Below are 21,855 nucleotides of genomic sequence, written 5' to 3' on the forward strand. Positions count from 1 at the left end.
GGGAGCGGCTCAGCCGGCCTGGGCCAGCCAGAGCTCGCGGACGGCCTCGCGCAGCGAGCGCTTGGGCTCCCAGCCCAGGCTGTCGCGGGCGGCGGTGACGTCCAGCTGCTGCCACTCGGTCTCCGGGCCGGTGCCGTCCGGGGCGGGGACCTCGGTGACCTCGGTCGGCACGCCGCTCTCCTCGATCAGCAGCTCGACCAGGTACCGGGCGGAGGAGGCCGCGCCGGTGCCGACGTTGAGCACCGGCGGGACGGTGCGGCCGGCGGCCAGCGCCTCGGCGGCGAGCAGGACGGCGTCCAGGGTGTCGGTCAGGTCGACGAAGTCGCGCTGGGCGGTGAGCGGCTGCAGCGACAGCTGGGCGGTCTCCCCGGCCAGCCGGGCGGCGTCGAGCTTGGCGGCCATCACGCCGAGCAGGCTGTGGCCGGGCTGGCCGGCGCCGACCACGTTGCCGAGCCGCAGCACGACGGCGTCCAGCCGGCCGGCCTCGACCGCGCGCACCACGGCCTCGGTGGCGGCGAGCTTGAGCTTGCCGTACTCCATCACCGGGGCGGCCTGGTCCTGCTCGCGCTGGCTGACGCCGATCGGCGCGAGGCCGTACTCGTGGACGGTGCCGAGGTGGACCAGCCGGGCCGGCGCGGCCATCGCGGCGAGCGCCTCGACCAGCCGCTCGGTGAGCACGACGTTGGCCTCGTACATCTGCTCGTCGGTGAGGCCCCACATGCCGCCGGCGGCGTTGACCACGGTGTCGATCCGCTCGCTTTCGAGCAGCTCGGTCAGCGCGGCGGGCTCGGCGGTGGACAGGTCGAAGGCGACGAAGCGGCCGGGGGCCGGCAGCTCGGGGGCCTTGCGGGCGAGGCTGAGGACGTCGAGGCCCTGCTCCTGGAGCTTGGCGCCGAGCAGTCGGCCGATGAAGCCGGTGCCGCCGAGGACGGCGATCCGGGCCGGGGCCGCGTGCGGGGTGGTCATGGCAGGGGACTCCCTAGGGAACGGGCTCAGCGGGTGGCGGGGCTCGGCGGGTGGCGGGGTGCGGCGGGGCGGCCGGGCTCAGCGGGGCTGGCCGGCCGTGCTGGTGACGTTGCGCAGCAGGGTCTTGGCGCCGTCCCACTGGCCGGCCCGGACCGCGCCCGGCACCAGGGTGAGCGCGTGGATGCGGGCCGACAGGTGCAGCCGGGAGGCCTTGGCGGCGCGGTGCCAGCCGTGCGCGTCCAGCCGGTCGGCGGCGTCCAGGAAGTAGCGCCGGGCCTCGGTGAAGCGGGTGCCGCTGAACGCCGAGGAGGAGGAGATGGAGACGGCGTGCCGGCGGTACTGGAAGGCCTTGGCGTCGTCGACCACCATGTGCTCGCCGGCCTGCAGCAGGTCGATGACCAGCGCGAGGTCCTGGATGATCTCCAGGTTGTCCCGGAAGCCGGTGGTCTTCACGGCCTCGGTGCGCCAGCAGATCGACGGGAAGTACAGCCAGTTGCCCTTGAGCAGGCTGACCGCGAGCTCCTCGCCGCCGAGCAGCCGGCGGCCCTGCACCTTGGGCGCGTACAGCCGGCGCTTGGCCTCGTCGACCAGGGTGTTGCTGGGCTTGCCGTCGCCGTCGATGACCTCGACGCCGGGCTGCACCATCGCGACCCGCGGGTACTGCTCCAGGATCGAGTGGACGGTGGCCACGTAGTTCGGCAGCATGATGTCGTCGGTGCCCATGAACACCATGTGCTCGTGCTCGGCCAGGCCCAGGCACTTGCGGTAGTTGCCGGTGACGCCGAGGTTCTGCTCGTTGCGGAAGTACCGCACCCGGTCGTCGTCGAGCTCCGCGAACCACTCCGGGACCCCGGGCTCCTTGCCGTCGTCGACGACGGTCAGCCGCCAGTCGCCGTCGGTCTGGGCCAGCACGCTGCGCACCGCGGCCTGCATCAGCGCGACGTCGCCGTAGTACGGAAGCAGGATTTCCAGTGTCGTCATGTGGGGCACATCCGCTGGTCGGAGTCGGGGCCGGAGCAGGGGAGACCCTGCGGCGGGCCCATCATACTGAGCCGTTCGGGGCCCCCGGCCCGCCGCGGGTACGCCGATGCCCGGGTCCGTCCGAAGGCGGACGGACCCGGGCATCGGGCGGGGTCAGACGGTGCGCAGACCCGCGGTGAACTCCTGGCAGGCCTGGTAGTCCGGGAGCAGGCCGGAGGCGAGCGCCTCGGCCAGCGACGGGGCGGCGTCGTCCCGGGCGGACAGCTGCGGGACCTCGACCGGCCACTCGATCCCGAGGTCCGGGTCGAGCGGGTGGACGGCGTGCTCGCCGGTCGGGTTGTAGGTCTCCGAGCAGACGTAGGAGAGCGTGGCGTCGTCGCTCAGCGCGCAGAAGCCGTGGCCCAGGCCCTCGGGGATGTAGACCGACCGGCGGTCGACGTCGTCGAGGCGGACGAACTCCCACTTGCCGAAGGTCGGCGAGCCGACCCGTAGGTCGACCACGACGTCCAGCACGGCGCCGCGCACGCAGCTGACGTACTTGGCCTGGCCGGGCGGGACGTCGGCGAAGTGGATGCCGCGGACCACGCCGGCCGCGGAGACCGACAGGTTGCCCTGGGCCAGCCGCAGCGGGTGGCCGACCACCTCGGACAGGTGGTCGAAGCGGTACCACTCCATGAACAGGCCGCGCGGGTCACCGTGCTGCTGCGGGGTGACCTCGAAGGCGCCGGCGATGGAGAGCTCGCGGAACTTCACCGCCCGGCCTCCTCGTCGAGCAGCGCGATCAGGTAGTCGCCGTAGCCGCTCTTGCGCAGCGGCTCGGCCAGCTCGCGCAGCTGCTCGGAGCCGATCAGGCCGGCCCGCCAGGCGGCCTCCTCGATGCAGCCGATCTTGAAGCCCTGGCGCTCCTCGATGACCCGGACGAACTCGGAGGCCTGGACCATCGAGACGAACGTGCCGGTGTCCAGCCAGGCGGTGCCGCGGTCGAGGATGGTGACGTGCAGCTCGCCGGTCTTGAGGTACTCCTCGTTGACGGCGGTGATCTCCAGCTCGCCGCGGGCGCTCGGCTTGAGGCCGGCCGCGATCTCGACCACGCGGTTGTCGTAGAAGTACAGGCCGGGGACGGCGTAGCGGGACTTCGGCTGCGTGGGCTTCTCCTCGATGGAGATGACCTGGCCGTTGTCGTCGAACTCGACCACGCCGTACGCGGTCGGGTCGGCGACGGGGTAGGCGAAGACGCGGCCGCCGACCGGCTCGGTGTGCTGCGCGAGGCGGGTGCCGAGGCCGCTGCCGTGGAAGATGTTGTCGCCGAGGATCAGCGCGACCGGCTCGTCGCCGATGAAGTCGGCGGCCAGCACGAAGGCCTGGGCGATGCCCTCGGGCTTCTCCTGGACGGCGTACTCGAGCTTGAGCCCGAACTGGGAGCCGTCGCCGAGCAGCCGCTGGAACTGCTCCTGGTCCTGGGGGGTGGTAATGATCAGGATCTCGCTGATGCCCGCCATGACCAGGGTCGACAGCGGGTAGTAGATCATCGGCTTGTCGAAGACGGGGAGGAGCTGCTTCGAGACTGCTCGGGTCAGCGGCCACAGTCGTGACCCGGTACCGCCCGCCAAGAGGATTCCACGCATGGCGCGAAGCTTATGTGACGTGCGGGGCGGGCCGGTCGGGCGAGGCCTTCCGCGGCCTCCGCCCCCGGGCGGTCGGCCCGCGGTGCCCGGGTAGACTTCCCGCACTATGCGCATCCTCGTCACCGGCGGCGCCGGCTTCATCGGTTCAGAGTTCGTCCGCCAGCTGCTCGGCGCCGACGCAACGGATCAGATCACCGTCTTCGACAAGCTCACCTACTCGGGCGTCGAGGCCAACCTGGCGCCCGTCGCCGACCACAGCGGCTACGCCTTCGTGCGCGGCGACATCTGCGACGCCGAGGCCGTGGACGCGGTCATGCCCGGCCACGACGTGGTCGTCCACTTCGCGGCGGAGTCGCACGTGGACCGCTCGATCGAGGGAGCCGGTCCGTTCGTCGTGACCAACGTCCTGGGCACCCAGGTGCTGCTGGACTCGGCGAAGAAGCACGGCGTGGCCCGCTTCGTGCACGTCTCCACCGACGAGGTGTACGGCTCGATCTCCGAGGGTTCCTGGACGGAGGAGTGGCCGCTGGCCCCGAACTCCCCGTACTCGGCCTCCAAGGCCGGCTCCGACCTGCTGGCGCTGGCCTACCACCGCACCCACGGCATGGACGTGGTGGTCACCCGCTGCTCCAACAACTACGGGCACTACCAGTTCCCGGAGAAGGTCATCCCGCTGTTCACCACCAACCTGCTGGACGGCCGGAAGGTGCCGCTGTACGGCACCGGTGGCAACATCCGCGACTGGCTGCACGTCTCGGACCACTGCCGCGGCATCGAGCTGGCCATGCGCAAGGGCCGGGCCGGTGAGGTCTACAACATCGGCGGCGGCACCGAGATCACCAACAAGGAGCTGACCGGCCTGCTGCTGGAGGCCGCCGGCGCCGACTGGTCGATGGTCGAGCCGGTCGCCGACCGCCTGGGCCACGACCTGCGCTACTCGCTGGACATCACCAAGATCAGCGAGGAGCTCGGCTACGCGCCGCAGGTCCGCTTCGAGGACGGCCTCGCCGCCACCATCGCCTGGTACCGCGACAACCGCGCCTGGTGGGAGCCGCTGAAGGCCAAGGCCGCCCTGCGATGACCAACCCGGTGTCCAAGCTGCTCGGGGCGCTGCCCCCGGGTGTCCGGCTCGTCCTCGGCGGCACCGTCGTGCTCGGTGTCTCGTCGTACATCTTCCTGGCACTGGCCGGGCACAGCTTGGACACCACCCAGGTCGCGGGCGTCAACATGCTCTGGACCGTGGTCATGTCCGTCGGGTACGGGCTGTTCTCCCCGGTCGAGCTGGAGCTGAACCGGCTGGTCGCGGCCCGCGACGTGGCCGGCAACGGGCCCGGGCCGGCGATCCGCCGGGTGCTGCTGGCCACCGCCGTGGTGCTGGCCGTGGTGCTCGCGGTGGTCGCCGCCGCGGCCCGGCCGATCGCCGACCGCTTCTTCGACGGCCACCTCGGGCTGGTCGCCGGGCTCGGCGGCGCCCTGGTGGGCCTGGCGGTCAGCTCGGTCGCCCGCGGCGCGCTGGCCGGCCTCGGCCACTTCGGCGCGTACGGCACCCAGCTCGCCGTCGACGGCGGGCTGCGGATCGGCCTGGCCGCGCTGATCCCGGTGTTCGGCACGCACTCCCCGACGGCCTTCGCGATGATCCTGGTGGTCGCGCCGCTGGCGGCCTCGGTGATCGGGATGCGCAAGGTGTTCGCCGACCGGCGCGGCGGTCCGGCCCCGGCGTGGCGGGACGTCACCGCCGGCCTCGGCCTGCTGACCGGCTCCACGCTGCTCGCCCAGCTGATGGTGAACGCCGCGGTGGTGAGCGTCGGCACGCTGTCGCCCTCCTCCAAGGCGCTGATCGCGGCGCTGGCCAACGCCGTGGTGCTGGCCCGCGTCCCGCTGTTCGCCTACGCGGCGATCCAGGCCTCGCTGGTCTCGGCGCTGTCCGGGGCGGCCGCCGCCGGCGACCAGGCGGAGTTCCGCAAGGTGCTGCTGCGCACCGGCGGGATCGTGGTGGTGATGTGCACGGCGGCCGGGCTGCCGACCGTGGTGCTCGGCCCGTGGGCGATCCAGGTGCTGTTCAAGGCCCAGAACGTGCTGGGGTCGCTGGACTTCCTGTGGCTGGTGGCCGGCACGCTCTGTTACATGCTGGCGACCGTGTTCGGTCAGGCGCTGCTCTCGCTGGGCCGCCACCAGCGGCAGCTGCTGGCCTGGCTGGCCGGCACCGTGGTGCTGGTCACCGTCACCCTGGGGCCCGGGAGCATCGCGACCCGGGTCGAACTCGCCTACCTGGCTGGTGCCGGAGTGAGCGCGGCTGCCATGCTATGGGCGCTGGCCCGCTCGCTGGCCGCCCCCGCACCGGCGGTGGCGGAGCAACGGGCACCTCTGGCGGCGCGTTAGCACACGGGGCGTCGGCCATGGGGCATCGCCACGCCTTTTAAGATGTCAATACCATTTGGCCACGCCACTGCCGCTGAAAGGCGCTCCCAGTCGTGCAACTCTCCGTCATTACCTCGATCACCGGCGTGCTGGTGCTCGTCTACATCCTGGAGTTGCTGCGCCGACAGCAACTCCGGGAGAAGTACGCGGCGATCTGGCTCGCCATCGGCGTCGTCGTGGCGCCGCTCGGCTTCTTCCCCACGATCCTGGACTCGACCGCGCGTCGGCTCGGCATCGCCTCCGGCGTGAGCCTCGTGCTGTTCGCGGGCTTCGTGCTCGTGCTGCTGGTCTCGCTGCACCTCAGCTGGGAGGCCTCCCGGCTGGAGGCGGAGACCCGCACCCTGGCCGAGGACGTCGCGATGATGCGGGCACACCTGGCCGAGCACCACGGCTTCCCGGTCGCGGGTGCGAACAACGAGGCGCGCAGCGCGACCGACCCCGAGGTGAGGGCATGATCGACGGCAAGAAGGTACTGATCATCCTTCCCGCCTGGAACGAGTCGGAGGGTCTGCCCAAGATCCTGCGCGAGATCCAGCAGAAGCTGCCCGGCGTGGACACCCTGGTGGTGGACGACGGCTCGGTGGACAACACCGCCGCCGTCGCCGCGGCGCACGGCTCGAAGGTCGCCCAGCTGCCGTACAACCTGGGCGTCGGCGGCGCCATGCGGTTCGGCTACCGCTACGCGCACCTGCACGACTACGACATCGCGCTGCAGTGCGACGCCGACGGCCAGCACGACCCGTCGTACGTCCCGACCCTGATCGCCAAGCTGGACGAGGCCGACCTGGTCATCGGCGCCCGGTTCGCCGGCGAGGGCTCGTACAAGGTGCGCGGCCCGCGCTCCTGGGCGATGAAGCTGCTGTCGGTGGTGCTGTCCCGCACGGCGGGCACCAAGCTCACCGACACCACCTCGGGCTTCAAGGCCTGCAACAAGCCGATGATCGAGTTCTTCTCGCAGTGGTACCCGGTCGAGTACCTGGGTGACACGATCGAGAGCATGGTCGGCGCCGCCCGCTGCGGCTTCGTGATCCGGCAGGTCCCGGTCGCGATGCGGGAGCGGACCACCGGCACCCCCAGCGCCTCCCCGATCAAGGCCACGATCTACCTGGCCCGGGCCGGTCTGGTGCTGCTGCTGGCGATGATCCGCCGGATGCCGCCGCACCTGAAGCTGATCCAGCCGGCCAGCAAGTCGGCCGCCCGGCAGCGCGAGCTGGTCGGCAAGGCCTGACCGCCCCGCACAGAACGCCTCAGGCCCGGTACGCGTCACGCGTACCGGGCACTGCCGCAGATTCACGGTCGCAAGGGGGGCGGCACGGCATCGGCCCGCCTTGCTAGCGTGTCGGGGACGGCCGCTCCGTTCGTACCCGACGGCCCGAACTGAAGACGACCGCGCACCCGGCGCCCGACCGGTCCGCGCCCGCTGCTCTCGCCCCGACCCGCGAGACGGCCCGAACCGCGGCAGGCTGCCGCTTCACGGAAGCGATTTCACATGACGGATCTGGCCCCGGACGTCGTCGGCGGCCCCGCCACAGCTCCACACGAAACCAAGGCCGAAGCCGGCGACGCGGCGGTCGGCCGCTCCGGCGCGCTGGCCCGCTGGACCGCGAACCGCTGGTTCATGCGCGGCGCCGAGGTCTTGGTCAGTGTCGCCGCGGGTCTCGGTTTCATGCTGCTCTGCACGCACATCAGCGTCAACCCGACCAACCGGATCGGCCAGGTCAGCGGCCTCGCCAAGATCCAGCAGTACGCGGCGCTGATCGGCATCCCGGTGCTGGCGGCCCTGCTCTTCCTCGCCTACCGCGGCACCCTGCGCTACTACCAGGTGGCCCAGCGGCTGGTCTGCGCCGCGCTGGCCGGCCTGTCCACCGGCGTGGTCGCCGGCGGCATCGCGGTCGCGCTGCACGGCACCCCCTGGGGCCTCGGCGGCCAGGAGGGCGACCCGGGCAACCTCATGGGCATGGCCAACGACATGATCCGCGGCAAGGGCCTGCCGGGCGTCTACCCGCCGCTCTTCCCGGCGCTGCTCGCGGTCTGGGCCAAGCTCTTCCACGGCGGCATCCCCGGCGTCGGGCACGCGCTCAAGGACCTCCAGCTGATCCTCAGCGCGCTGGTCGGCCCGATGGCCTACCTGTCCTGGCGGATGCTGCTCCGGCCGTTCTGGGCGATGGCGGTCGCCGTCCCCACCTCGATCGTCTTCCTGGACCCGATCCGCCCGTACAGCCACGGCTCGATGCTGGTCCTGCTGCCGCTGCTGGCCGCCTGCTTCCGCGAGATCCGCCGCTCCGACGAGCTGTCGGCGCGCTCGGCGGCGCTGCGCGGCCTCGGCTTCGGCGTGGCCTTCGGTGTGATGTTCGTCTGGTACTCGGGCTGGTACCTGTGGGCCGCGCCGGGCTCGTTCCTGCTGGCGCTGCTGATCTTCCCGTGGCGCCGCGGCAAGCGCGCGCTCCAGCGCGCGCTGGTCTTCCTGGGCGCGATGCTGGTCACCGCCGCGGTGATCGGCGCCCCGCTGCTCTACCAGCTGGTCAAGCTGGGCGCGTCCACCATGGACCGCTACGCGTACATCAACACCTACATCGACCCGGCGTACGTCCTGGGCTGGGCCTCGGACCGCTCCGGCACGCTGACCTACCACAACTGGCCGGAGTCCGGCGAGCTGGCCGGCCAGACCGGCTTCGCGCTGCTGCTGCTCCTCGGCGTGGGCCTCGGCGTCGGCCTCGGCCTGCGCAACATCGTGGTCCGCACCACCGGGTTCGTGCTGATCGGCGCCTGGCTGCTGCGCTTCTGGTTCGCCTCGCACATGGAGCACAACCAGGCCGTCCAGCTGTACCCGCGCACCACCTGGATCATCTTCTACTGCCTGATCATCCTGACGGTGATGGGCATCATGCTGACCTACGAGCGCGGCTTCGGCTGGGTCCGCTCGACGCTGGCCGACGTGGCCCCGGCCAGGGCCGCCCGGATCTCGCCGCGGGTCCTGGCCCAGCTGGCCGCCGGCCTGATCTGCGCCGTGGCGCTGTTCACCACGATGGGCGGCTCCTGGTCGGCCAACCGCTTCATGCCGTCGACCAACCCCGGCGTCGAGGACATGGGCCTGGACGCGCTCCGCGCCCACCTGCAGGCGCTGGAGAACGGCGACTGCCCGAAGTACTCCCCGTACAAGGGCAAGCAGGCGTGCAACCCGGTGAACAAGGACCTCGCCGAGTACACCTTCGGGCCGGACGAGTTCAAGCTCTGGTGCGCCAACACCGGCCCCGCCTGGGAGCAGGTCTGCGGCCGCCCGCCGAAGAAGTAGCGCCGGGGGAGCGGTGACCCCGCTCCGTCGGAGCACCCCGTTCGGGGCCGGTGAGGTACGCCTCACCGGCCCCGATTGGCATTCGGGTGGTTTCCTGTGGCAGTATGTCCAAGTTGCTCGGTTGAGTTGCCGATGCTGCGCGCCTCCCGCCGGGAGGACCGGAAGCGAGTCCCATGTACTCGTCGTTCCCGTGATGGCCGTTCATGTGTTCACGGACAGTGTGTGAACGCAGTGGTGTGAAGTCGACACCGCGGCAGCTGCGGGGCGAAAGTACGGGAATCTTCCGGGAAGCGTGAGCGGGGCCTCGACCCGGCGTCCACGGAACCGACGGGTTCCCCACCCAAATGGAGACTGGCGAAGTGATTCGCCGGTTTTTTGCAAGCGAGAGGGCGACACGCCCGAGCGCGGGGGTCGGAGGACGGCCGAGTAGTGACTAGGACAAAAGGACTACAAAGTAGCCATGGCGGGACAGAAGATCCGCATCCGGCTCAAGGCCTACGACCACGAGGTCATCGACTCCTCGGCGAAGAAGATCGTCGAGACGGTGATTCGTACTGGTGCGCAGGTCGCGGGCCCGGTGCCGCTGCCCACTGAGAAGAACGTGTACTGCGTCATCCGCTCGCCGCACAAGTACAAGGACTCGCGCGAGCACTTCGAGATGCGTACTCACAAGCGTCTGATCGACATCCTCGACCCCACGCCGAAGACGGTTGACTCGCTCATGCGTCTCGACCTGCCGGCTGGCGTCGACATCGAGATCAAGCTCTGAGAGGCGCACCGAAGATGGCTAAGCAGATTAAGGGCATCCTGGGCGAGAAGCTCGGCATGACCCAGGTCTGGGACGAGAACAACCGGATCGTTCCGGTGACCGTCGTCAAGGCTGGGCCCAATGTCGTGACCCAGGTCCACACCGCCGACAGCCCGGCCGGCTACGACGCCGTGCAGATCGGCTTCGGCGAGATCGACCCCCGCAAGGTGAACAAGCCCCTCGCGGGTCACTTCGCCAAGGCCGGTGTCACCCCGCGCCGCCACCTGGTCGAGCTGCGTACCTCGGACGCGTCCGAGTACACCCTGGGCCAGGAGATCACCGCCGAGCTGTTCGAGGCGGGTGTCAAGGTCGACGTGACCGGCACCTCCAAGGGCAAGGGCTTCGCCGGTGTCATGAAGCGCCACAACTTCCGGGGCCTCGGCGCCGGTCACGGTGTGCAGCGCAAGCACCGCTCGCCCGGCTCGATCGGTGGCTGCGCCACCCCGGGTCGTGTGTTCAAGGGCGTACGGATGGCCGGCCGGATGGGCCACGAGCGCGTGACCACCCAGAACCTGACCATCCATGCCGTTGACGCGGAGAAGGGGCTGCTCCTGATCAAGGGCGCAATCCCGGGCCCGAACGGCGGCCTCGTCCTCGTCCGCACCGCGGCGAAGGGGCTGTGAGGATATGAGCACCATTGACATCCTGTCGCCCTCGGGCGACAAGACCGGCAGCCTCGAGCTGCCGGCCGAGATCTTCGACGCGAAGGTCAGCGTTCCGCTGATGCACCAGGTCGTCGTGGCGCAGCTCGCTGCGGCCCGTCAGGGCACCCACAAGACCAAGACGCGTGGCGAGGTCCGCGGTGGCGGCAAGAAGCCGTACCGCCAGAAGGGCACCGGCCGCGCCCGTCAGGGCTCGACCCGCGCTCCGCAGTTCGCCGGCGGTGGCGTCGTGCACGGTCCCGTGCCGCGCGACTACTCGCAGCGGACGCCCAAGAAGATGATCGCCGCCGCTCTGCGTGGCGCGCTCACCGACCGGGCCCGCCACAACCGCATCCACGTCGTCACCGACGTGATCGCGGCCGAGGTGCCGTCGACCAAGGCCGCCAAGGGCCTGTTCGGCAAGATCACCGAGCGCAAGAACATCCTCCTCGTCGTCGAGCGTGCCGACGAGCTGGGTCTCAAGAGCGCCCGCAACCTGCCGCACGTGCACATCCTGGACGCCGGCCAGCTGAACACCTACGACGTGCTCGTCTCCGACGACGTGGTCTTCACCCAGGCCGCCTTCGAGCGTTTCGTGGCGGGTCCCGCCGCGTCCGCCAAGGCCGTGGCTGCTGAGGGCGAGCTCGAAGGGAGCGCCGCCTGATGGCTGCAGAGATCACGAGCAAGACGTTCACGGACCCCCGTGACGTCCTGGTGAAGCCGGTCATCTCGGAGAAGAGCTACTCGCTCCTCGACGAGAACAAGTACACGTTCGTCGTGTCGCCCGGTGCCAACAAGACCCAGATCAAGCAGGCCGTCGAGGCGGTCTTCTCGGTCAAGGTCGAGTCCGTCAACACGCTCAACCGTCAGGGCAAGCGCAAGCGCTCCAAGACGGGCTTTGGCAAGCGCAAGGACACCAAGCGCGCCATCGTGACGCTGGCTGAGGGCAACCGTATCGACATCTTCGGTGGTCCGACCTCCTGACGGAGGCCGTGATCGTCGATCAAGACGAGGACGAAAATGGGTATCCGCAAGTACAAGCCGACTACGCCGGGCCGCCGTGGCTCCAGCGTGGCCGACTTCGTCGAAATCACGCGGTCCACGCCGGAGAAGTCGCTGGTTCGCCCCCTGCACAGCAAGGGCGGCCGTAACAACGCCGGTCGGATCACCGTTCGCCACCAGGGTGGCGGGCACAAGCGCGCCTACCGTGTGATCGACTTCCGTCGTCACGACAAGGACGGCGTGCCGGCCAAGGTCGCGCACATCGAGTACGACCCGAACCGCACCGCGCGCATCGCGCTCCTGCACTACGCGGACGGCGAGAAGCGCTACATCATCGCGCCGCGCGGCATCGCGCAGGGTGACCGGGTCGAGAACGGCCCCGCGGCCGACATCAAGCCGGGCAACAACCTGCCGCTTCGCAACATCCCGGTCGGTACGACCATCCACGCGGTGGAGCTGCGTCCCGGTGGCGGTGCCAAGATGGCCCGCTCCGCCGGTGCCGGCATTCAGCTGCTGGCGCGTGAGGGCAAGATGGCGCACCTGCGCATGCCCTCCGGTGAGATCCGCCTGGTCGACGCGCGCTGCCGCGCGACCGTCGGCGAGGTCGGCAACGCCGAGCAGTCGAACATCAACTGGGGCAAGGCCGGCCGTATGCGCTGGAAGGGCGTTCGCCCGACCGTGCGTGGTGTGGCCATGAACCCGATCGACCACCCGCACGGTGGTGGTGAGGGTAAGACCTCCGGTGGTCGCCACCCGGTCTCGCCGTGGGGCCAGAAGGAGGGTCGCACTCGTAGCCCGAAGAAGGCTTCGAACGCCCTCATCGTGCGCCGCCGCAAGACCAACAAGAAGCGCTAGGAGCAGGTCAGATGCCGCGCAGTCTCAAGAAGGGCCCCTTCATCGACGGCCACCTTCTCAAGAAGGTGGACGCGCAGAACGAGGCGGGTACCCAGAACGTCATCAAGACCTGGTCCCGTCGCTCCGTGATCTTCCCGGCCATGCTCGGCCACACGATCGCGGTCCACGATGGCCGTAAGCACGTCCCGGTGTTCGTCACCGAGTCGATGGTCGGCCACAAGCTCGGCGAGTTCGCGCCGACGCGTACCTTCCGCGGTCACGTCAAGGACGACCGCAAGTCGAAGCGTCGCTAGTCGCCAGCGAGATTACCGACTCAATGACTTACACCAGCAAGGGGACAACCATGGAAGCCAGGGCCCAGGCGCGGTACATCCGCGTCACGCCCATGAAGGCCCGCCGCGTGGTGGACCTCATCCGTGGCCTGAACGCCACGGAGGCCCAGGCGGTCCTGCGTTTCGCTCCGCAGGCCGCGACCGTGCCGGTCGGCAAGGTGCTCGACAGCGCCATTGCCAACGCCGCGCACAACTACAACCACTCCAACGTGGATGACCTCGTCATCAGCGAGGCTTACGTTGACGAGGGCCCGACCCTGAAGCGGTTCCGTCCGCGCGCCCAGGGCCGTGCCTACCGGATCCGCAAGCGGACCAGCCACATCACCGTGGTCGTCAGCAGCAAGGAAGGGACCCGGTAATGGGCCAGAAGGTTAACCCGCACGGGTTCCGCCTCGGCATCAGCACGGACTTCAAGTCCCGCTGGTACGCCGACAAGCTGTACAAGGACTACGTCAAGGAAGACGTTGCCATTCGTCGCATGATGACGAAGGGCATGGAGCGCGCCGGCATCTCCAAGGTCGAGATCGAGCGCACCCGCGACCGCGTCCGCGTCGACATCCACACCGCTCGTCCGGGCATCGTCATCGGTCGCCGCGGCACCGAGGCCGACCGCATCCGCGGCGACCTGGAGAAGCTGACCGGCAAGCAGGTCCAGCTGAACATCCTCGAGGTCAAGAACCCCGAGCTGGACGCCCAGCTCGTGGCTCAGGGCGTCGCGGAGCAGCTGTCCTCCCGCGTCTCCTTCCGTCGTGCCATGCGCAAGTCGATGCAGGGCACCATGAAGTCCGGCGCCAAGGGCATCAAGGTCCAGTGCTCCGGTCGTCTCGGCGGCGCCGAGATGAGCCGTTCGGAGTTCTACCGCGAGGGCCGTGTGCCGCTGCACACCCTGCGCGCGAACGTCGACTACGGCTTCTTCGAGGCCAAGACCACCTTCGGCCGCATCGGCGTGAAGGTCTGGATCTACAAGGGCGACGTCAAGAACATCGCCGAGGTCCGCGCTGAGAACGCCGCTGCCCGCTCGGGCAACCGCCCGGCCCGTCCCGAGGGTGGTCGTCCCGCCCGCGGTGGCGAGCGCCGTGGTGGCGAGCGTGGTGGCCGTGGCCGTCGTCCCGCCGCTGCCGAGGCCCCCGCGGCCGCGGCCGTCGAGGCTCCGGCTGCTGCCGAGAACACCGGAACGGAGGCCTGACCCCAATGCTGATCCCCCGTCGGGTCAAGCACCGCAAGCAGCACCACCCGAAGCGCCGCGGCGCCTCCAAGGGTGGCACCGAGCTCGCCTTCGGCGAGTACGGCATCCAGGCCGTTACCCCGGCCTACGTGACGAACCGGCAGATCGAGTCCGCTCGTATCGCCGTCACCCGTCACATCAAGCGTGGCGGCAAGGTCTGGATCAACATCTACCCGGACCGTCCGCTCACCAAGAAGCCGGCCGAGACCCGCATGGGTTCCGGTAAGGGTTCGCCCGAGTGGTGGATCGCGAACGTGCACCCGGGTCGGGTCATGTTCGAGCTGTCGTACCCCAACGAGAAGGTGGCTCGTGAGGCGCTGACCCGCGCAGCTCACAAGCTCCCGATGAAGTGCCGGATCATCCGGCGCGAGGCAGGTGAGAGCTGATGTCGGCCGGCACCAAGGCTGCTGACCTCCGCGAGCTGGACAACGAGGGTCTCGTTGCCAAGCTCCGTGAGGCCAAGGAGGAGCTGTTCAACCTCCGCTTCCAGGCGGCGACCGGGCAGCTCGACAACCACGGACGGCTCAAGTCCGTCCGTAAGGACATCGCGCGGATCTACACCCTGATGCGCGAGCGCGAGCTGGGCATCGAGACGGTGGAGAACGCCTGATGACTGAGAACACCAACGAGACGCGCGGTTTCCGCAAGACCCGTGAGGGTCTCGTCGTCAGCGACAAGATGGACAAGACCGTCGTCGTCGCCGTCGAGGACCGCGTCAAGCACGCGCTGTACGGCAAGGTCATCCGCCGTACGAACAAGCTGAAGGCGCACGACGAGGCGAACGCCTGCGGCATCGGCGACCGGGTCCTCCTCGCGGAGACCCGCCCGCTGTCCGCGACGAAGCGCTGGCGCGTCGTCGAGATCCTCGAGAAGGCCAAGTAACGAAGCCGATGTGGTACGGCCGTATGTGCAGCGGGTCCCCCCGGGACGCCGGTGTGAGCAGCGGCCGGCCCGTCGACTCTCGTTGACGATCAGGAGAAAGCTGTGATCCAGCAGGAGTCGCGACTGCGAGTCGCCGACAACACGGGCGCGAAGGAAATCCTTTGCATCCGCGTTCTCGGTGGTTCCGGTCGCCGCTACGCCGGCATCGGGGACGTCATCGTCGCGACCGTCAAGGACGCGATCCCCGGCGGTTCGGTCAAGAAGGGTGACGTCGTCAAGTGCGTCGTCGTCCGCACCGTGAAGTCGCGCCGTCGTCCCGACGGTTCGTACATCCGGTTCGACGAGAACGCCGCCGTCGTCCTCAAGAACACCGATGGCGACCCGCGCGGTACCCGCATCTTCGGCCCGGTGGGCCGCGAGCTGCGTGACAAGAAGTTCATGAAGATCATCTCGCTTGCGCCGGAGGTGCTCTAACTCATGGCGAACAGCATGAAGATCAAGAAGGGTGACCTGGTTCAGGTCATCACCGGCAAGGACCGCGGCAAGCAGGGCAAGGTCATCCAGGCCATGCCCGCCGAGAACAAGGTCCTGGTCGAGGGTGTCAACCGGGTCAAGAAGCACACCAAGCCGGGCCCGGGCACCCAGGGTGGCATCGTCACCGTCGAGGCCCCGGTGCACGTCTCCAACGTCCAGCTGGTCGTGGAGAAGGACGGCAAGAAGGTCGTCACCCGCGTTGGCTACCGCTTCGACGACGAGGGCAACAAGATCCGCGTTGCCAAGCGAACCGGTGAGGACATCTGATGTCTGAGACGTCTGTTGAGAAGGTGACCCCCCGTCTCAAGGAGCGTTACAACTCCGAGATCAAGGGTCAGCTGCAGGAGCAGTTCTCGTACGAGAACGTCATGCTGACGCCCGGCCTGGTCAAGGTCGTCGTCAACATGGGTGTCGGCGAGGCCGCCCGTGACAGCAAGCTGATCGAGGGCGCGATCCGCGACCTGACCGCGATCACCGGTCAGAAGCCGGCCGTGACCAAGGCCCGCAAGTCCATCGCGCAGTTCAAGCTGCGCGAGGGCCAGCCGATCGGCACCCACGTCACCCTCCGTGGTGACCGCATGTGGGAGTTCCTGGACCGTCTGGTGTCGCTGGCCCTGCCGCGTATCCGTGACTTCCGTGGTCTCTCCCCCAAGCAGTTCGACGGCCGTGGCAACTACACCTTCGGTCTGACCGAGCAGGTTATGTTCCACGAGATCGACCAGGACAAGGTCGACCGTCAGCGCGGTATGGACATCACCGTCGTGACCACCGCTCAGACCGACGACGAGGGCCGGGCGCTCCTGCGTGCTCTGGGCTTCCCGTTCAAGGAGGCGTGAGCCAATGGCGAAGAAGTCCCTCATCGCGAAGGCCGAGCGGAAGCCGAAGTTCGGCGTCCGGGCCTACACCCGGTGCCAGCGCTGCGGTCGTCCGCACTCGGTGTACCGCAAGTTCGGCCTCTGCCGTGTCTGCCTCCGTGAGATGGCGCACCGCGGCGAGCTGCCGGGCGTGACCAAGAGCTCCTGGTAGTCCTCTCTCAGTAGAGGGCCGGAGCTTTAGGCACACAGCCAGTGAGCAGAGGTGCCCGATCCCACAGCGCTCATTTTTGGGCAACCGTACGGAATCCCGTAAGGTAGTGGGGTCGGGCCCCCTGTCGCGGCCGCTCCATAGCGGTCGACGACCCTCTTCGGAGGGCTCGCACCCAGTCTTACGACGCCGCAGGTCCCCTGCGTCTGTGCCCCCGCCGCACTCCTCGGAGTGCGGCGGGGGGACCTGGCGCGGAGAAACCACGGCGAGAGAGGCCTGAGGCCATCATGACCATGACCGACCCCATCGCAGACATGCTCACGCGTCTGCGTAACGCGAACTCGGCGTACCACGACACCGTGGCGATGCCGGCCAGCAAGATCAAGGCGCACGTCGCCCAGATCCTGCAGCAGGAGGGGTACATCTCCTCCTACAAGGTTGAGGACCCGGCTGAGGGCGAGGTCGGCAAGAAGCTGACCATCGAGCTCAAGTTCGGCCCCAACCGTGAGCGCTCGATCGCTGGCATCAAGCGGATCAGCAAGCCGGGCCTGCGGGTCTACGCAAAGTCCACCAACCTGCCGAAGGTGCTCGGCGGCCTGGGCGTGGCGATCATCTCCACGTCCTCCGGTCTCCTCACCGACAAGCAGGCTGCCAAGAAGGGCGTAGGCGGAGAAGTTCTCGCCTACGTCTGGTAATTCGGGAAACGGAGGTACAGCAATGTCGCGCATTGGACGGCTGCCCATCCCGGTTCCCGCCGGCGTGGACGTCACCATCGATGGCCAGGCGGTCTCGGTGAAGGGCCCGAAGGGCTCCCTCACCCACATCGTCGCCGCGCCGATCGAGATCGGCAAGGGCGAGGACGGCACGCTGCTCGTCACCCGCCCCAACGACGAGCGTCTGTCGAAGGCCCTGCACGGCCTTTCCCGCACGCTGGTGGCGAACATGATCACCGGCGTGACCGCGGGCTACCGCAAGTCGCTGGAGATCAGCGGCGTCGGCTACCGAGTTCTGGCGAAGGGCTCCAACATGGAGTTCCAGCTGGGCTACAGCCACCCGATCCTGGTCGAGGCCCCCGAGGGCATCACCTTCGTCGTCGAGTCGGCCACCAAGTTCCACGTGGACGGCATCGACAAGCAGAAGGTCGGCGAGGTCGCTGCAAAGATCCGCAAGCTGCGCAAGCCCGACCCGTACAAGGCCAAGGGTGTCAAGTACGCGGGCGAGGTCATCCGCCGCAAGGTCGGAAAGAGTGGTAAGTAAGCGATGAGTGTCTCTGTCAAGATCGGCAAGGGCAACGCCTACAAGAGCGCCGCTCGCAAGCGCCGCGCCATCCGCGTTCGCAAGCGCGTCGTCGGCACCGAGGTGCGTCCGCGCCTCGTCGTGACGCGCTCGAACCGCCACATGGTCGCCCAGGTCATCGACGACGCCAAGGGTCACACCCTGGCGTCGGCGTCCACCCTCGACGTGTCCATCAAGGGCGCCGAGGGCGACAAGACCGAGCTGGCCAAGAAGGTCGGGAGCCTGGTCGCCGAGCGCGCCAAGGCCGCCGGCATCGAGGCGGTCGTCTTCGACCGCGCGGGCAACCGGTACGCCGGCCGCATCGCCGCTCTGGCCGATGCTGCCCGTGAGGCCGGGCTCGACTTCTAAGCCGCTCGTCGGCTCAGTCGACGGACGTAATCGAGAGAGGTAATTCCAATGGCTGGACCCCAGCGCCGCGGTAGCGGCGCCGGCGGCGGCACCGGCGGTGGCGAGCGGCGCGACCGTAAGCGTGACGACCGGGGCAACGCCCCCGCCGTCGAGAAGACCGCTTACGTCGAGCGTGTCGTTGCGATCAACCGTGTCGCCAAGGTTGTCAAGGGTGGTCGTCGTTTCAGCTTCACCGCGCTGGTCGTGGTGGGCGATGGCGAGGGCACCGTGGGTGTTGGTTACGGGAAGGCGAAGGAGGTTCCGGCCGCCATCGCCAAGGGTGTTGAGGAGGCCAAGAAGAGCTTCTTCAAGGTCCCCCGCATCCAGGGCACCATCCCGCACCCGATCCAGGGCGAGAAGGCTGCCGGCGTCGTGCTCCTGAAGCCGGCTGCCCCCGGTACCGGTGTTATCGCCGGTGGCCCGGTGCGTGCCGTGCTCGAGTGCGCCGGTATCCACGACATCCTGTCGAAGTCGCTCGGCTCCGACAACGCGATCAACATCGTGCACGCCACCGTGGCCGCTCTGAAGGGCCTCGTGCGCCCCGAGGAGATCGCCGCGCGTCGTGGCCTGCCGCTGGAGGACGTGGCTCCCGCCGCTCTGCTGCGGGCGCGTGCTGCAGGGGTGAGCGCCTGATGGCTCGCCTGAAGATCACGCAGACCAAGTCGTACATCGGCAGCAAGCAGAACCACCGTGACACCCTTCGTACGCTTGGTCTCAAGCGCATGAACGACGTCGTGGTGAAGGAGGACCGTCCCGAGATCCGCGGGATGGCCCACACGGTCCGTCACCTGGTGACGGTTGAGGAGGTGGACTGATCATGGGCGACAACCCGATCAAGATCCACAACCTGCGTCCCGCCCCGGGTGCCAAGACCGACAAGATCCGTGTGGGTCGTGGTGAAGGCTCCAAGGGTAAGACCGCTGGTCGTGGTACCAAGGGCACCAAGGCCCGCTACCAGGTTCCGCAGCGCTTCGAGGGTGGCCAGATGCCCCTCCACATGCGCCTGCCGAAGCTGAAGGGCTTCAAGAACCCGTTCAAGATCACGTTCCAGGTCGTCAACCTCGACAAGCTGGCCGAGCTCTACCCGCAGGGTGGCGCGGTCACGGTCGAGGACCTGGTCGCCAAGGGCGCGGTTCGCAAGAACTCCCTCGTCAAGGTGCTCGGCACCGGCGAGATCTCGGTTGCCCTGCAGGTGACGGTCGACGCCGTCTCCGGCTCGGCCGCCGAGAAGATCACCGCCGCCGGCGGCACCGTCACCGAGCTCGTCTGAGCCCGCTGACATCGCGAGCCCCGCATCTCCCCTCCGGGAGGTGCGGGGCTCGCGCCATTTCCGGACTTCCCCGTTTCCCTTCGGGCGCGTCCTGATTCCGGCGATCCGGCCCTCGTTCTTTTGTGTGGCAAAACCGGGCATCCCGTACCCCGTGAGTGGGGGAGGGGCCGTACGCGCTTCTTTCGAGTGGCCGCGCACTGTTAGAGTCCGTGGAGTTCCCTTGTAGGCTGCGCGTAGGCTCGCCTGTGCCGTCTGTACGGGAGCCCGAACCGCAAACTCCCCATTCAGGACCGACCCTCCCGCCGACGACGTGCGGGAGGCGCAGGAGGCACCGTGCTCAGTGCGTTCGCGCGGGCGTTCCAGACGCCCGACCTGCGCAAGAAGCTGCTGTTCACGCTGGGCATCATGGTGCTGTTCCGGCTGGGCTCGCACGTCCCCGTCCCCGGGGTCGATTTCCAGGCGGTTCACGCCTGTATCAAGGAGACCAAGAACAACGGCCTGTTCGGTCTGGTCAACTTGTTCAGCGGTGGCGCGCTCCTCCAGCTGACGATCTTCGCCCTCGGCATCATGCCGTACATCACGGCGAGCATCATCCTCCAGCTCCTCACCGTCGTGATCCCGCGACTGGAGGCGCTGAAGAAGGAGGGCCAGGCCGGTACGGCGAAGATCACCCAGTACACCCGGTACCTGACCATCGCGCTCGCGGTGCTCCAGGGCACCGGCATCGTGGCGACGGCCTCCAGCGGCGCGCTGTTCTCGGGCTGCGTCTACGCGAACCAGATCGTCCCGGACACCGGCGTCTTCCGGATCGCCGTGATGGTCCTGACCATGACCGCCGGCACCACGGTGATCATGTGGCTGGGCGAGCTGATCACCGACCGCGGTATCGGCAACGGCATGTCGCTGCTGATCTTCACCTCGATCGCCGCGCAGTTCCCCACCTCGATGTGGGCGATCAAGCAGTCCGGCACGATCGGCGGCGGCTGGGTCGAGTTCCTCTCCGTCATCGCGATCGGCGTCATCGTTGTGATGCTGGTCATCTTCGTCGAGCAGGCGCAGCGCCGGATCCCGGTCCAGTACGCGAAGCGGATGATCGGGCGCCGGGCCTTCGGCGGAACGTCGACCTACATCCCGCTGAAGGTGAACCAGGCCGGTGTCATCCCGGTCATCTTCGCCTCGTCGCTGCTGTACATCCCCGCCCTGGTCGTCCAGCTGACCAACAGCCAGGCGGGCTGGGCGGTGTGGATCAACCAGCACTTCGTCCGCGGTGACCACCCGATCTACATGGCCACCTACTTCCTGCTGATCGTCTTCTTCGCCTTCTTCTACGTCGCCATCTCCTTCAACCCCGAAGAAGTTGCCGACAACATGAAGAAGTATGGTGGGTTCATCCCGGGTATCCGGGCCGGCCGTCCGACGGCCGAGTACCTGAACTACGTGCTCACCCGCATCACGTGGCCGGGTTCGCTCTACCTGGGCCTGATCGCGTTGATCCCGATGATCGCCCTGGTCGCCTTCGGACAGCAGACCAACTTCCCGTTCGGCGGCACCAGCGTGCTCATCGTCGTCGGCGTCGGACTCGAAACTGTGAAGCAGATCGAGAGCCAGCTCCAGCAGCGCAATTACGAAGGGTTCCTCCGCTGATGCGTATCGTCCTCGTCGGGCCCCCCGGGGCAGGGAAGGGTACTCAGGCGCACCTGCTCGCCAAGACCCTGTCCATCCCCCACATCTCCACCGGCGACCTGTTCCGCGCCAACATCGGCCAGGGCACCCCGCTGGGTGTCGAGGCCAAGAGCTACATGGACGCGGGCCGCCTGGTGCCCGACGAGGTCACCATCGGGATGGCCAAGGACCGGATGCTCCAGGAGGACGCCGCCAACGGCTTCCTGCTGGACGGCTTCCCGCGCAACCTGGGCCAGGCCGAGGCGCTGGACGCGTTCCTCGCCGAGCAGGGCATCAAGCTCGACGGCGTGCTGGACCTGGAGGTCCCGGAGGACGAGGTCGTCCGCCGGATCGCCGGCCGGCGCCTGTGCCGCAACGACGGCGGCCACGTCTTCCACGTGGACTACAACCCGCCGAAGACCGAGGGCGTCTGCGACGAGTGCGGCGGCGAGCTGTACCAGCGTTCGGACGACACCGAGGACAAGGTGCGGACCCGGCTGGAGGTCTACCACACGGAGACCGAGCCGATCATCGACTACTACCGCGAGCAGGGTCTGATCGCCACGATCCCGGCCCTCGGCAAGGTGGACGAGGTCACCCAGCGCGCGATCGAGGCGCTGAAGCAGAACAGCTGAGCTTCGCCCGGCTGAGTTTTT

Annotated in this window: 32 protein-coding genes; 28 read left to right on the forward strand and 4 right to left on the reverse strand. The window is 68.6% G+C overall.

All coding sequences use genetic code 11. The annotated features are described in order from the left end of the window. Positions 1 to 9: 9 nt before the first annotated feature. From AB0N76_RS05525 to rfbA, 4 genes are all read right to left on the reverse strand, one after another. On the reverse strand, positions 10 to 966 hold the full coding sequence (locus tag AB0N76_RS05525) for an NAD(P)-dependent oxidoreductase (RefSeq protein WP_363553447.1): 957 nt from the start codon (positions 964 to 966) through the stop codon (positions 10 to 12). 78 nt (positions 967 to 1,044) lie between these two features. Next, a complete protein-coding gene (locus AB0N76_RS05530) occupies positions 1,045 to 1,947 on the reverse strand; it encodes a glycosyltransferase (protein ID WP_363553449.1) in 903 nt (300 codons plus the stop codon). 153 nt (positions 1,948 to 2,100) lie between these two features. After that, positions 2,101 to 2,700: a dTDP-4-dehydrorhamnose 3,5-epimerase gene (rfbC, locus tag AB0N76_RS05535; RefSeq protein ID WP_363553451.1), complete on the reverse strand. Its 600-nt coding sequence runs from the start codon at positions 2,698 to 2,700 to the stop codon at positions 2,101 to 2,103. Then, entirely contained in the window at positions 2,697 to 3,572 is an 876-nt protein-coding gene (gene rfbA / locus AB0N76_RS05540; RefSeq protein ID WP_363553453.1) for a glucose-1-phosphate thymidylyltransferase RfbA, read from the reverse strand. The genes rfbC and rfbA overlap by 4 nt, the downstream gene beginning before the upstream one ends. Positions 3,573 to 3,678: 106 nt before the next feature. On the opposite strand from rfbA, the gene rfbB reads away from it, so the two are divergent. The 28 genes from rfbB to AB0N76_RS05680 all read left to right on the forward strand — a co-directional run bounded on the left by rfbB (position 3,679) and on the right by AB0N76_RS05680 (position 21,834). Continuing rightward, complete coding sequence (gene rfbB, locus AB0N76_RS05545) at positions 3,679 to 4,653, forward strand: dTDP-glucose 4,6-dehydratase (RefSeq protein ID WP_363553455.1); 975 nt, start codon at positions 3,679 to 3,681, stop codon at positions 4,651 to 4,653. Beyond that, on the forward strand, positions 4,650 to 5,951 hold the full coding sequence (locus tag AB0N76_RS05550; protein ID WP_363553457.1) for a hypothetical protein: 1,302 nt from the start codon (positions 4,650 to 4,652) through the stop codon (positions 5,949 to 5,951). The genes rfbB and AB0N76_RS05550 overlap by 4 nt, the downstream gene beginning before the upstream one ends. A gap of 92 nt (positions 5,952 to 6,043) precedes the next feature. Further along, the gene (locus tag AB0N76_RS05555) at positions 6,044 to 6,445 is read left to right on the forward strand and encodes a DUF2304 domain-containing protein (protein ID WP_363553459.1); all 402 of its coding nucleotides are present in this window, start codon (positions 6,044 to 6,046) and stop codon (positions 6,443 to 6,445) included. Beyond that, positions 6,442 to 7,218 (forward strand): glycosyltransferase family 2 protein, encoded by a 777-nt coding sequence (locus AB0N76_RS05560; protein ID WP_363553461.1) that lies wholly within the window; start codon positions 6,442 to 6,444, stop codon positions 7,216 to 7,218. The genes AB0N76_RS05555 and AB0N76_RS05560 overlap by 4 nt, the downstream gene beginning before the upstream one ends. A gap of 261 nt (positions 7,219 to 7,479) precedes the next feature. Further along, positions 7,480 to 9,282: a hypothetical protein gene (locus tag AB0N76_RS05565; RefSeq protein ID WP_363553463.1), complete on the forward strand. Its 1,803-nt coding sequence runs from the start codon at positions 7,480 to 7,482 to the stop codon at positions 9,280 to 9,282. Positions 9,283 to 9,742: 460 nt separating this feature from the next. Next, positions 9,743 to 10,051 (forward strand): 30S ribosomal protein S10, encoded by a 309-nt coding sequence (gene rpsJ, locus AB0N76_RS05570; protein WP_012785157.1) that lies wholly within the window; start codon positions 9,743 to 9,745, stop codon positions 10,049 to 10,051. A gap of 14 nt (positions 10,052 to 10,065) precedes the next feature. Then, positions 10,066 to 10,713, forward strand: coding sequence for a 50S ribosomal protein L3 (gene rplC, locus AB0N76_RS05575; RefSeq protein WP_360184161.1), 648 nt, complete (start codon positions 10,066 to 10,068; stop codon positions 10,711 to 10,713). A gap of 4 nt (positions 10,714 to 10,717) precedes the next feature. Next, positions 10,718 to 11,395: a 50S ribosomal protein L4 gene (gene rplD, locus AB0N76_RS05580; RefSeq protein ID WP_045937810.1), complete on the forward strand. Its 678-nt coding sequence runs from the start codon at positions 10,718 to 10,720 to the stop codon at positions 11,393 to 11,395. Further along, positions 11,392 to 11,715: a 50S ribosomal protein L23 gene (rplW, locus tag AB0N76_RS05585; RefSeq protein WP_093861719.1), complete on the forward strand. Its 324-nt coding sequence runs from the start codon at positions 11,392 to 11,394 to the stop codon at positions 11,713 to 11,715. The genes rplD and rplW overlap by 4 nt, the downstream gene beginning before the upstream one ends. 36 nt (positions 11,716 to 11,751) lie before the next feature. Next, entirely contained in the window at positions 11,752 to 12,588 is an 837-nt protein-coding gene (rplB, locus tag AB0N76_RS05590) for a 50S ribosomal protein L2 (RefSeq protein WP_363553465.1), read from the forward strand. A gap of 11 nt (positions 12,589 to 12,599) precedes the next feature. Further along, positions 12,600 to 12,881: a 30S ribosomal protein S19 gene (gene rpsS / locus AB0N76_RS05595; RefSeq protein WP_030055821.1), complete on the forward strand. Its 282-nt coding sequence runs from the start codon at positions 12,600 to 12,602 to the stop codon at positions 12,879 to 12,881. Between the two features lie 50 nt (positions 12,882 to 12,931). Then, complete coding sequence (rplV, locus tag AB0N76_RS05600; protein WP_045304593.1) at positions 12,932 to 13,279, forward strand: 50S ribosomal protein L22; 348 nt, start codon at positions 12,932 to 12,934, stop codon at positions 13,277 to 13,279. Next, a complete protein-coding gene (gene rpsC / locus AB0N76_RS05605) occupies positions 13,279 to 14,106 on the forward strand; it encodes a 30S ribosomal protein S3 (protein ID WP_363553467.1) in 828 nt (275 codons plus the stop codon). Before rplV ends, rpsC begins: the two co-directional genes overlap by 1 nt. A 5-nt stretch (positions 14,107 to 14,111) precedes the next feature. Further along, positions 14,112 to 14,531, forward strand: a complete 420-nt coding sequence (gene rplP, locus AB0N76_RS05610) for a 50S ribosomal protein L16 (protein WP_030393299.1) — start codon at positions 14,112 to 14,114, stop codon at positions 14,529 to 14,531. After that, a complete protein-coding gene (gene rpmC / locus AB0N76_RS05615; RefSeq protein ID WP_363553469.1) occupies positions 14,531 to 14,755 on the forward strand; it encodes a 50S ribosomal protein L29 in 225 nt (74 codons plus the stop codon). The genes rplP and rpmC overlap by 1 nt, the downstream gene beginning before the upstream one ends. Beyond that, positions 14,755 to 15,027, forward strand: a complete 273-nt coding sequence (gene rpsQ / locus AB0N76_RS05620; protein WP_030055826.1) for a 30S ribosomal protein S17 — start codon at positions 14,755 to 14,757, stop codon at positions 15,025 to 15,027. Before rpmC ends, rpsQ begins: the two co-directional genes overlap by 1 nt. Before the next feature lie 102 nt (positions 15,028 to 15,129). Next, positions 15,130 to 15,501 (forward strand): 50S ribosomal protein L14, encoded by a 372-nt coding sequence (gene rplN, locus AB0N76_RS05625; RefSeq protein WP_030393301.1) that lies wholly within the window; start codon positions 15,130 to 15,132, stop codon positions 15,499 to 15,501. Positions 15,502 to 15,516: 15 nt separating this feature from the next. Further along, positions 15,517 to 15,828 (forward strand): 50S ribosomal protein L24, encoded by a 312-nt coding sequence (gene rplX / locus AB0N76_RS05630; protein WP_030055828.1) that lies wholly within the window; start codon positions 15,517 to 15,519, stop codon positions 15,826 to 15,828. Beyond that, positions 15,828 to 16,397, forward strand: coding sequence for a 50S ribosomal protein L5 (rplE, locus tag AB0N76_RS05635; protein ID WP_030300393.1), 570 nt, complete (start codon positions 15,828 to 15,830; stop codon positions 16,395 to 16,397). Before rplX ends, rplE begins: the two co-directional genes overlap by 1 nt. A gap of 4 nt (positions 16,398 to 16,401) precedes the next feature. Next, complete coding sequence (locus tag AB0N76_RS05640; protein ID WP_030393303.1) at positions 16,402 to 16,587, forward strand: type Z 30S ribosomal protein S14; 186 nt, start codon at positions 16,402 to 16,404, stop codon at positions 16,585 to 16,587. 284 nt (positions 16,588 to 16,871) lie between these two features. Beyond that, positions 16,872 to 17,279 carry a 30S ribosomal protein S8 gene (rpsH, locus tag AB0N76_RS05645; RefSeq protein WP_363553471.1) on the forward strand — a complete coding sequence of 136 codons (408 nt, stop codon included), beginning with the start codon at positions 16,872 to 16,874 and terminating at the stop codon, positions 17,277 to 17,279. 22 nt (positions 17,280 to 17,301) lie between these two features. Next, complete coding sequence (gene rplF / locus AB0N76_RS05650; protein WP_363553473.1) at positions 17,302 to 17,841, forward strand: 50S ribosomal protein L6; 540 nt, start codon at positions 17,302 to 17,304, stop codon at positions 17,839 to 17,841. 3 nt (positions 17,842 to 17,844) lie between these two features. Then, on the forward strand, positions 17,845 to 18,228 hold the full coding sequence (gene rplR / locus AB0N76_RS05655) for a 50S ribosomal protein L18 (RefSeq protein ID WP_030232494.1): 384 nt from the start codon (positions 17,845 to 17,847) through the stop codon (positions 18,226 to 18,228). Positions 18,229 to 18,276: 48 nt separating this feature from the next. Further along, the gene (rpsE, locus tag AB0N76_RS05660) at positions 18,277 to 18,900 is read left to right on the forward strand and encodes a 30S ribosomal protein S5 (RefSeq protein WP_363553475.1); all 624 of its coding nucleotides are present in this window, start codon (positions 18,277 to 18,279) and stop codon (positions 18,898 to 18,900) included. Continuing rightward, positions 18,900 to 19,082, forward strand: coding sequence for a 50S ribosomal protein L30 (gene rpmD / locus AB0N76_RS05665; RefSeq protein ID WP_363553477.1), 183 nt, complete (start codon positions 18,900 to 18,902; stop codon positions 19,080 to 19,082). Before rpsE ends, rpmD begins: the two co-directional genes overlap by 1 nt. Beyond that, positions 19,082 to 19,537 (forward strand): 50S ribosomal protein L15, encoded by a 456-nt coding sequence (rplO, locus tag AB0N76_RS05670; protein ID WP_363553591.1) that lies wholly within the window; start codon positions 19,082 to 19,084, stop codon positions 19,535 to 19,537. Before rpmD ends, rplO begins: the two co-directional genes overlap by 1 nt. 333 nt (positions 19,538 to 19,870) lie before the next feature. Continuing rightward, positions 19,871 to 21,181, forward strand: a complete 1,311-nt coding sequence (gene secY / locus AB0N76_RS05675; RefSeq protein WP_363553479.1) for a preprotein translocase subunit SecY — start codon at positions 19,871 to 19,873, stop codon at positions 21,179 to 21,181. After that, complete coding sequence (locus tag AB0N76_RS05680; RefSeq protein ID WP_363553481.1) at positions 21,181 to 21,834, forward strand: adenylate kinase; 654 nt, start codon at positions 21,181 to 21,183, stop codon at positions 21,832 to 21,834. Before secY ends, AB0N76_RS05680 begins: the two co-directional genes overlap by 1 nt. Positions 21,835 to 21,855 lie beyond the last annotated feature (21 nt).

The organism is Kitasatospora sp. NPDC093806 (assembly GCF_040683335.1).
Lineage (GTDB): Bacteria > Actinomycetota > Actinomycetes > Streptomycetales > Streptomycetaceae > Kitasatospora.

Excerpts from the sequence above, each read along its gene's own strand:
- AB0N76_RS05525 (WP_363553447.1), bottom strand. The coding sequence starts at position 966 with ATGACCACCCCGCACGCGGCCCCGGCCCGGATCGCCGTCCTCGGCGGC.
- AB0N76_RS05530 (WP_363553449.1), bottom strand. The coding sequence starts at position 1,947 with ATGACGACACTGGAAATCCTGCTTCCGTACTACGGCGACGTCGCGCTG.
- rfbA (WP_363553453.1), bottom strand. The coding sequence starts at position 3,572 with ATGCGTGGAATCCTCTTGGCGGGCGGTACCGGGTCACGACTGTGGCCG.
- rfbB (WP_363553455.1), top strand. The coding sequence starts at position 3,679 with ATGCGCATCCTCGTCACCGGCGGCGCCGGCTTCATCGGTTCAGAGTTC.
- AB0N76_RS05550 (WP_363553457.1), top strand. The coding sequence starts at position 4,650 with ATGACCAACCCGGTGTCCAAGCTGCTCGGGGCGCTGCCCCCGGGTGTC.
- AB0N76_RS05560 (WP_363553461.1), top strand. The coding sequence starts at position 6,442 with ATGATCGACGGCAAGAAGGTACTGATCATCCTTCCCGCCTGGAACGAG.
- AB0N76_RS05565 (WP_363553463.1), top strand. The coding sequence starts at position 7,480 with ATGACGGATCTGGCCCCGGACGTCGTCGGCGGCCCCGCCACAGCTCCA.
- rpsJ (WP_012785157.1), top strand. The coding sequence starts at position 9,743 with ATGGCGGGACAGAAGATCCGCATCCGGCTCAAGGCCTACGACCACGAG.
- rplC (WP_360184161.1), top strand. The coding sequence starts at position 10,066 with ATGGCTAAGCAGATTAAGGGCATCCTGGGCGAGAAGCTCGGCATGACC.
- rplD (WP_045937810.1), top strand. The coding sequence starts at position 10,718 with ATGAGCACCATTGACATCCTGTCGCCCTCGGGCGACAAGACCGGCAGC.
- rplB (WP_363553465.1), top strand. The coding sequence starts at position 11,752 with ATGGGTATCCGCAAGTACAAGCCGACTACGCCGGGCCGCCGTGGCTCC.
- rpsS (WP_030055821.1), top strand. The coding sequence starts at position 12,600 with ATGCCGCGCAGTCTCAAGAAGGGCCCCTTCATCGACGGCCACCTTCTC.
- rplV (WP_045304593.1), top strand. The coding sequence starts at position 12,932 with ATGGAAGCCAGGGCCCAGGCGCGGTACATCCGCGTCACGCCCATGAAG.
- rpsC (WP_363553467.1), top strand. The coding sequence starts at position 13,279 with ATGGGCCAGAAGGTTAACCCGCACGGGTTCCGCCTCGGCATCAGCACG.
- rplP (WP_030393299.1), top strand. The coding sequence starts at position 14,112 with ATGCTGATCCCCCGTCGGGTCAAGCACCGCAAGCAGCACCACCCGAAG.
- rpmC (WP_363553469.1), top strand. The coding sequence starts at position 14,531 with ATGTCGGCCGGCACCAAGGCTGCTGACCTCCGCGAGCTGGACAACGAG.
- rpsQ (WP_030055826.1), top strand. The coding sequence starts at position 14,755 with ATGACTGAGAACACCAACGAGACGCGCGGTTTCCGCAAGACCCGTGAG.
- rplX (WP_030055828.1), top strand. The coding sequence starts at position 15,517 with ATGAAGATCAAGAAGGGTGACCTGGTTCAGGTCATCACCGGCAAGGAC.
- rplE (WP_030300393.1), top strand. The coding sequence starts at position 15,828 with ATGTCTGAGACGTCTGTTGAGAAGGTGACCCCCCGTCTCAAGGAGCGT.
- AB0N76_RS05640 (WP_030393303.1), top strand. The coding sequence starts at position 16,402 with ATGGCGAAGAAGTCCCTCATCGCGAAGGCCGAGCGGAAGCCGAAGTTC.
- rpsH (WP_363553471.1), top strand. The coding sequence starts at position 16,872 with ATGACCATGACCGACCCCATCGCAGACATGCTCACGCGTCTGCGTAAC.
- rplF (WP_363553473.1), top strand. The coding sequence starts at position 17,302 with ATGTCGCGCATTGGACGGCTGCCCATCCCGGTTCCCGCCGGCGTGGAC.
- rplR (WP_030232494.1), top strand. The coding sequence starts at position 17,845 with ATGAGTGTCTCTGTCAAGATCGGCAAGGGCAACGCCTACAAGAGCGCC.
- rpsE (WP_363553475.1), top strand. The coding sequence starts at position 18,277 with ATGGCTGGACCCCAGCGCCGCGGTAGCGGCGCCGGCGGCGGCACCGGC.
- rpmD (WP_363553477.1), top strand. The coding sequence starts at position 18,900 with ATGGCTCGCCTGAAGATCACGCAGACCAAGTCGTACATCGGCAGCAAG.
- AB0N76_RS05680 (WP_363553481.1), top strand. The coding sequence starts at position 21,181 with ATGCGTATCGTCCTCGTCGGGCCCCCCGGGGCAGGGAAGGGTACTCAG.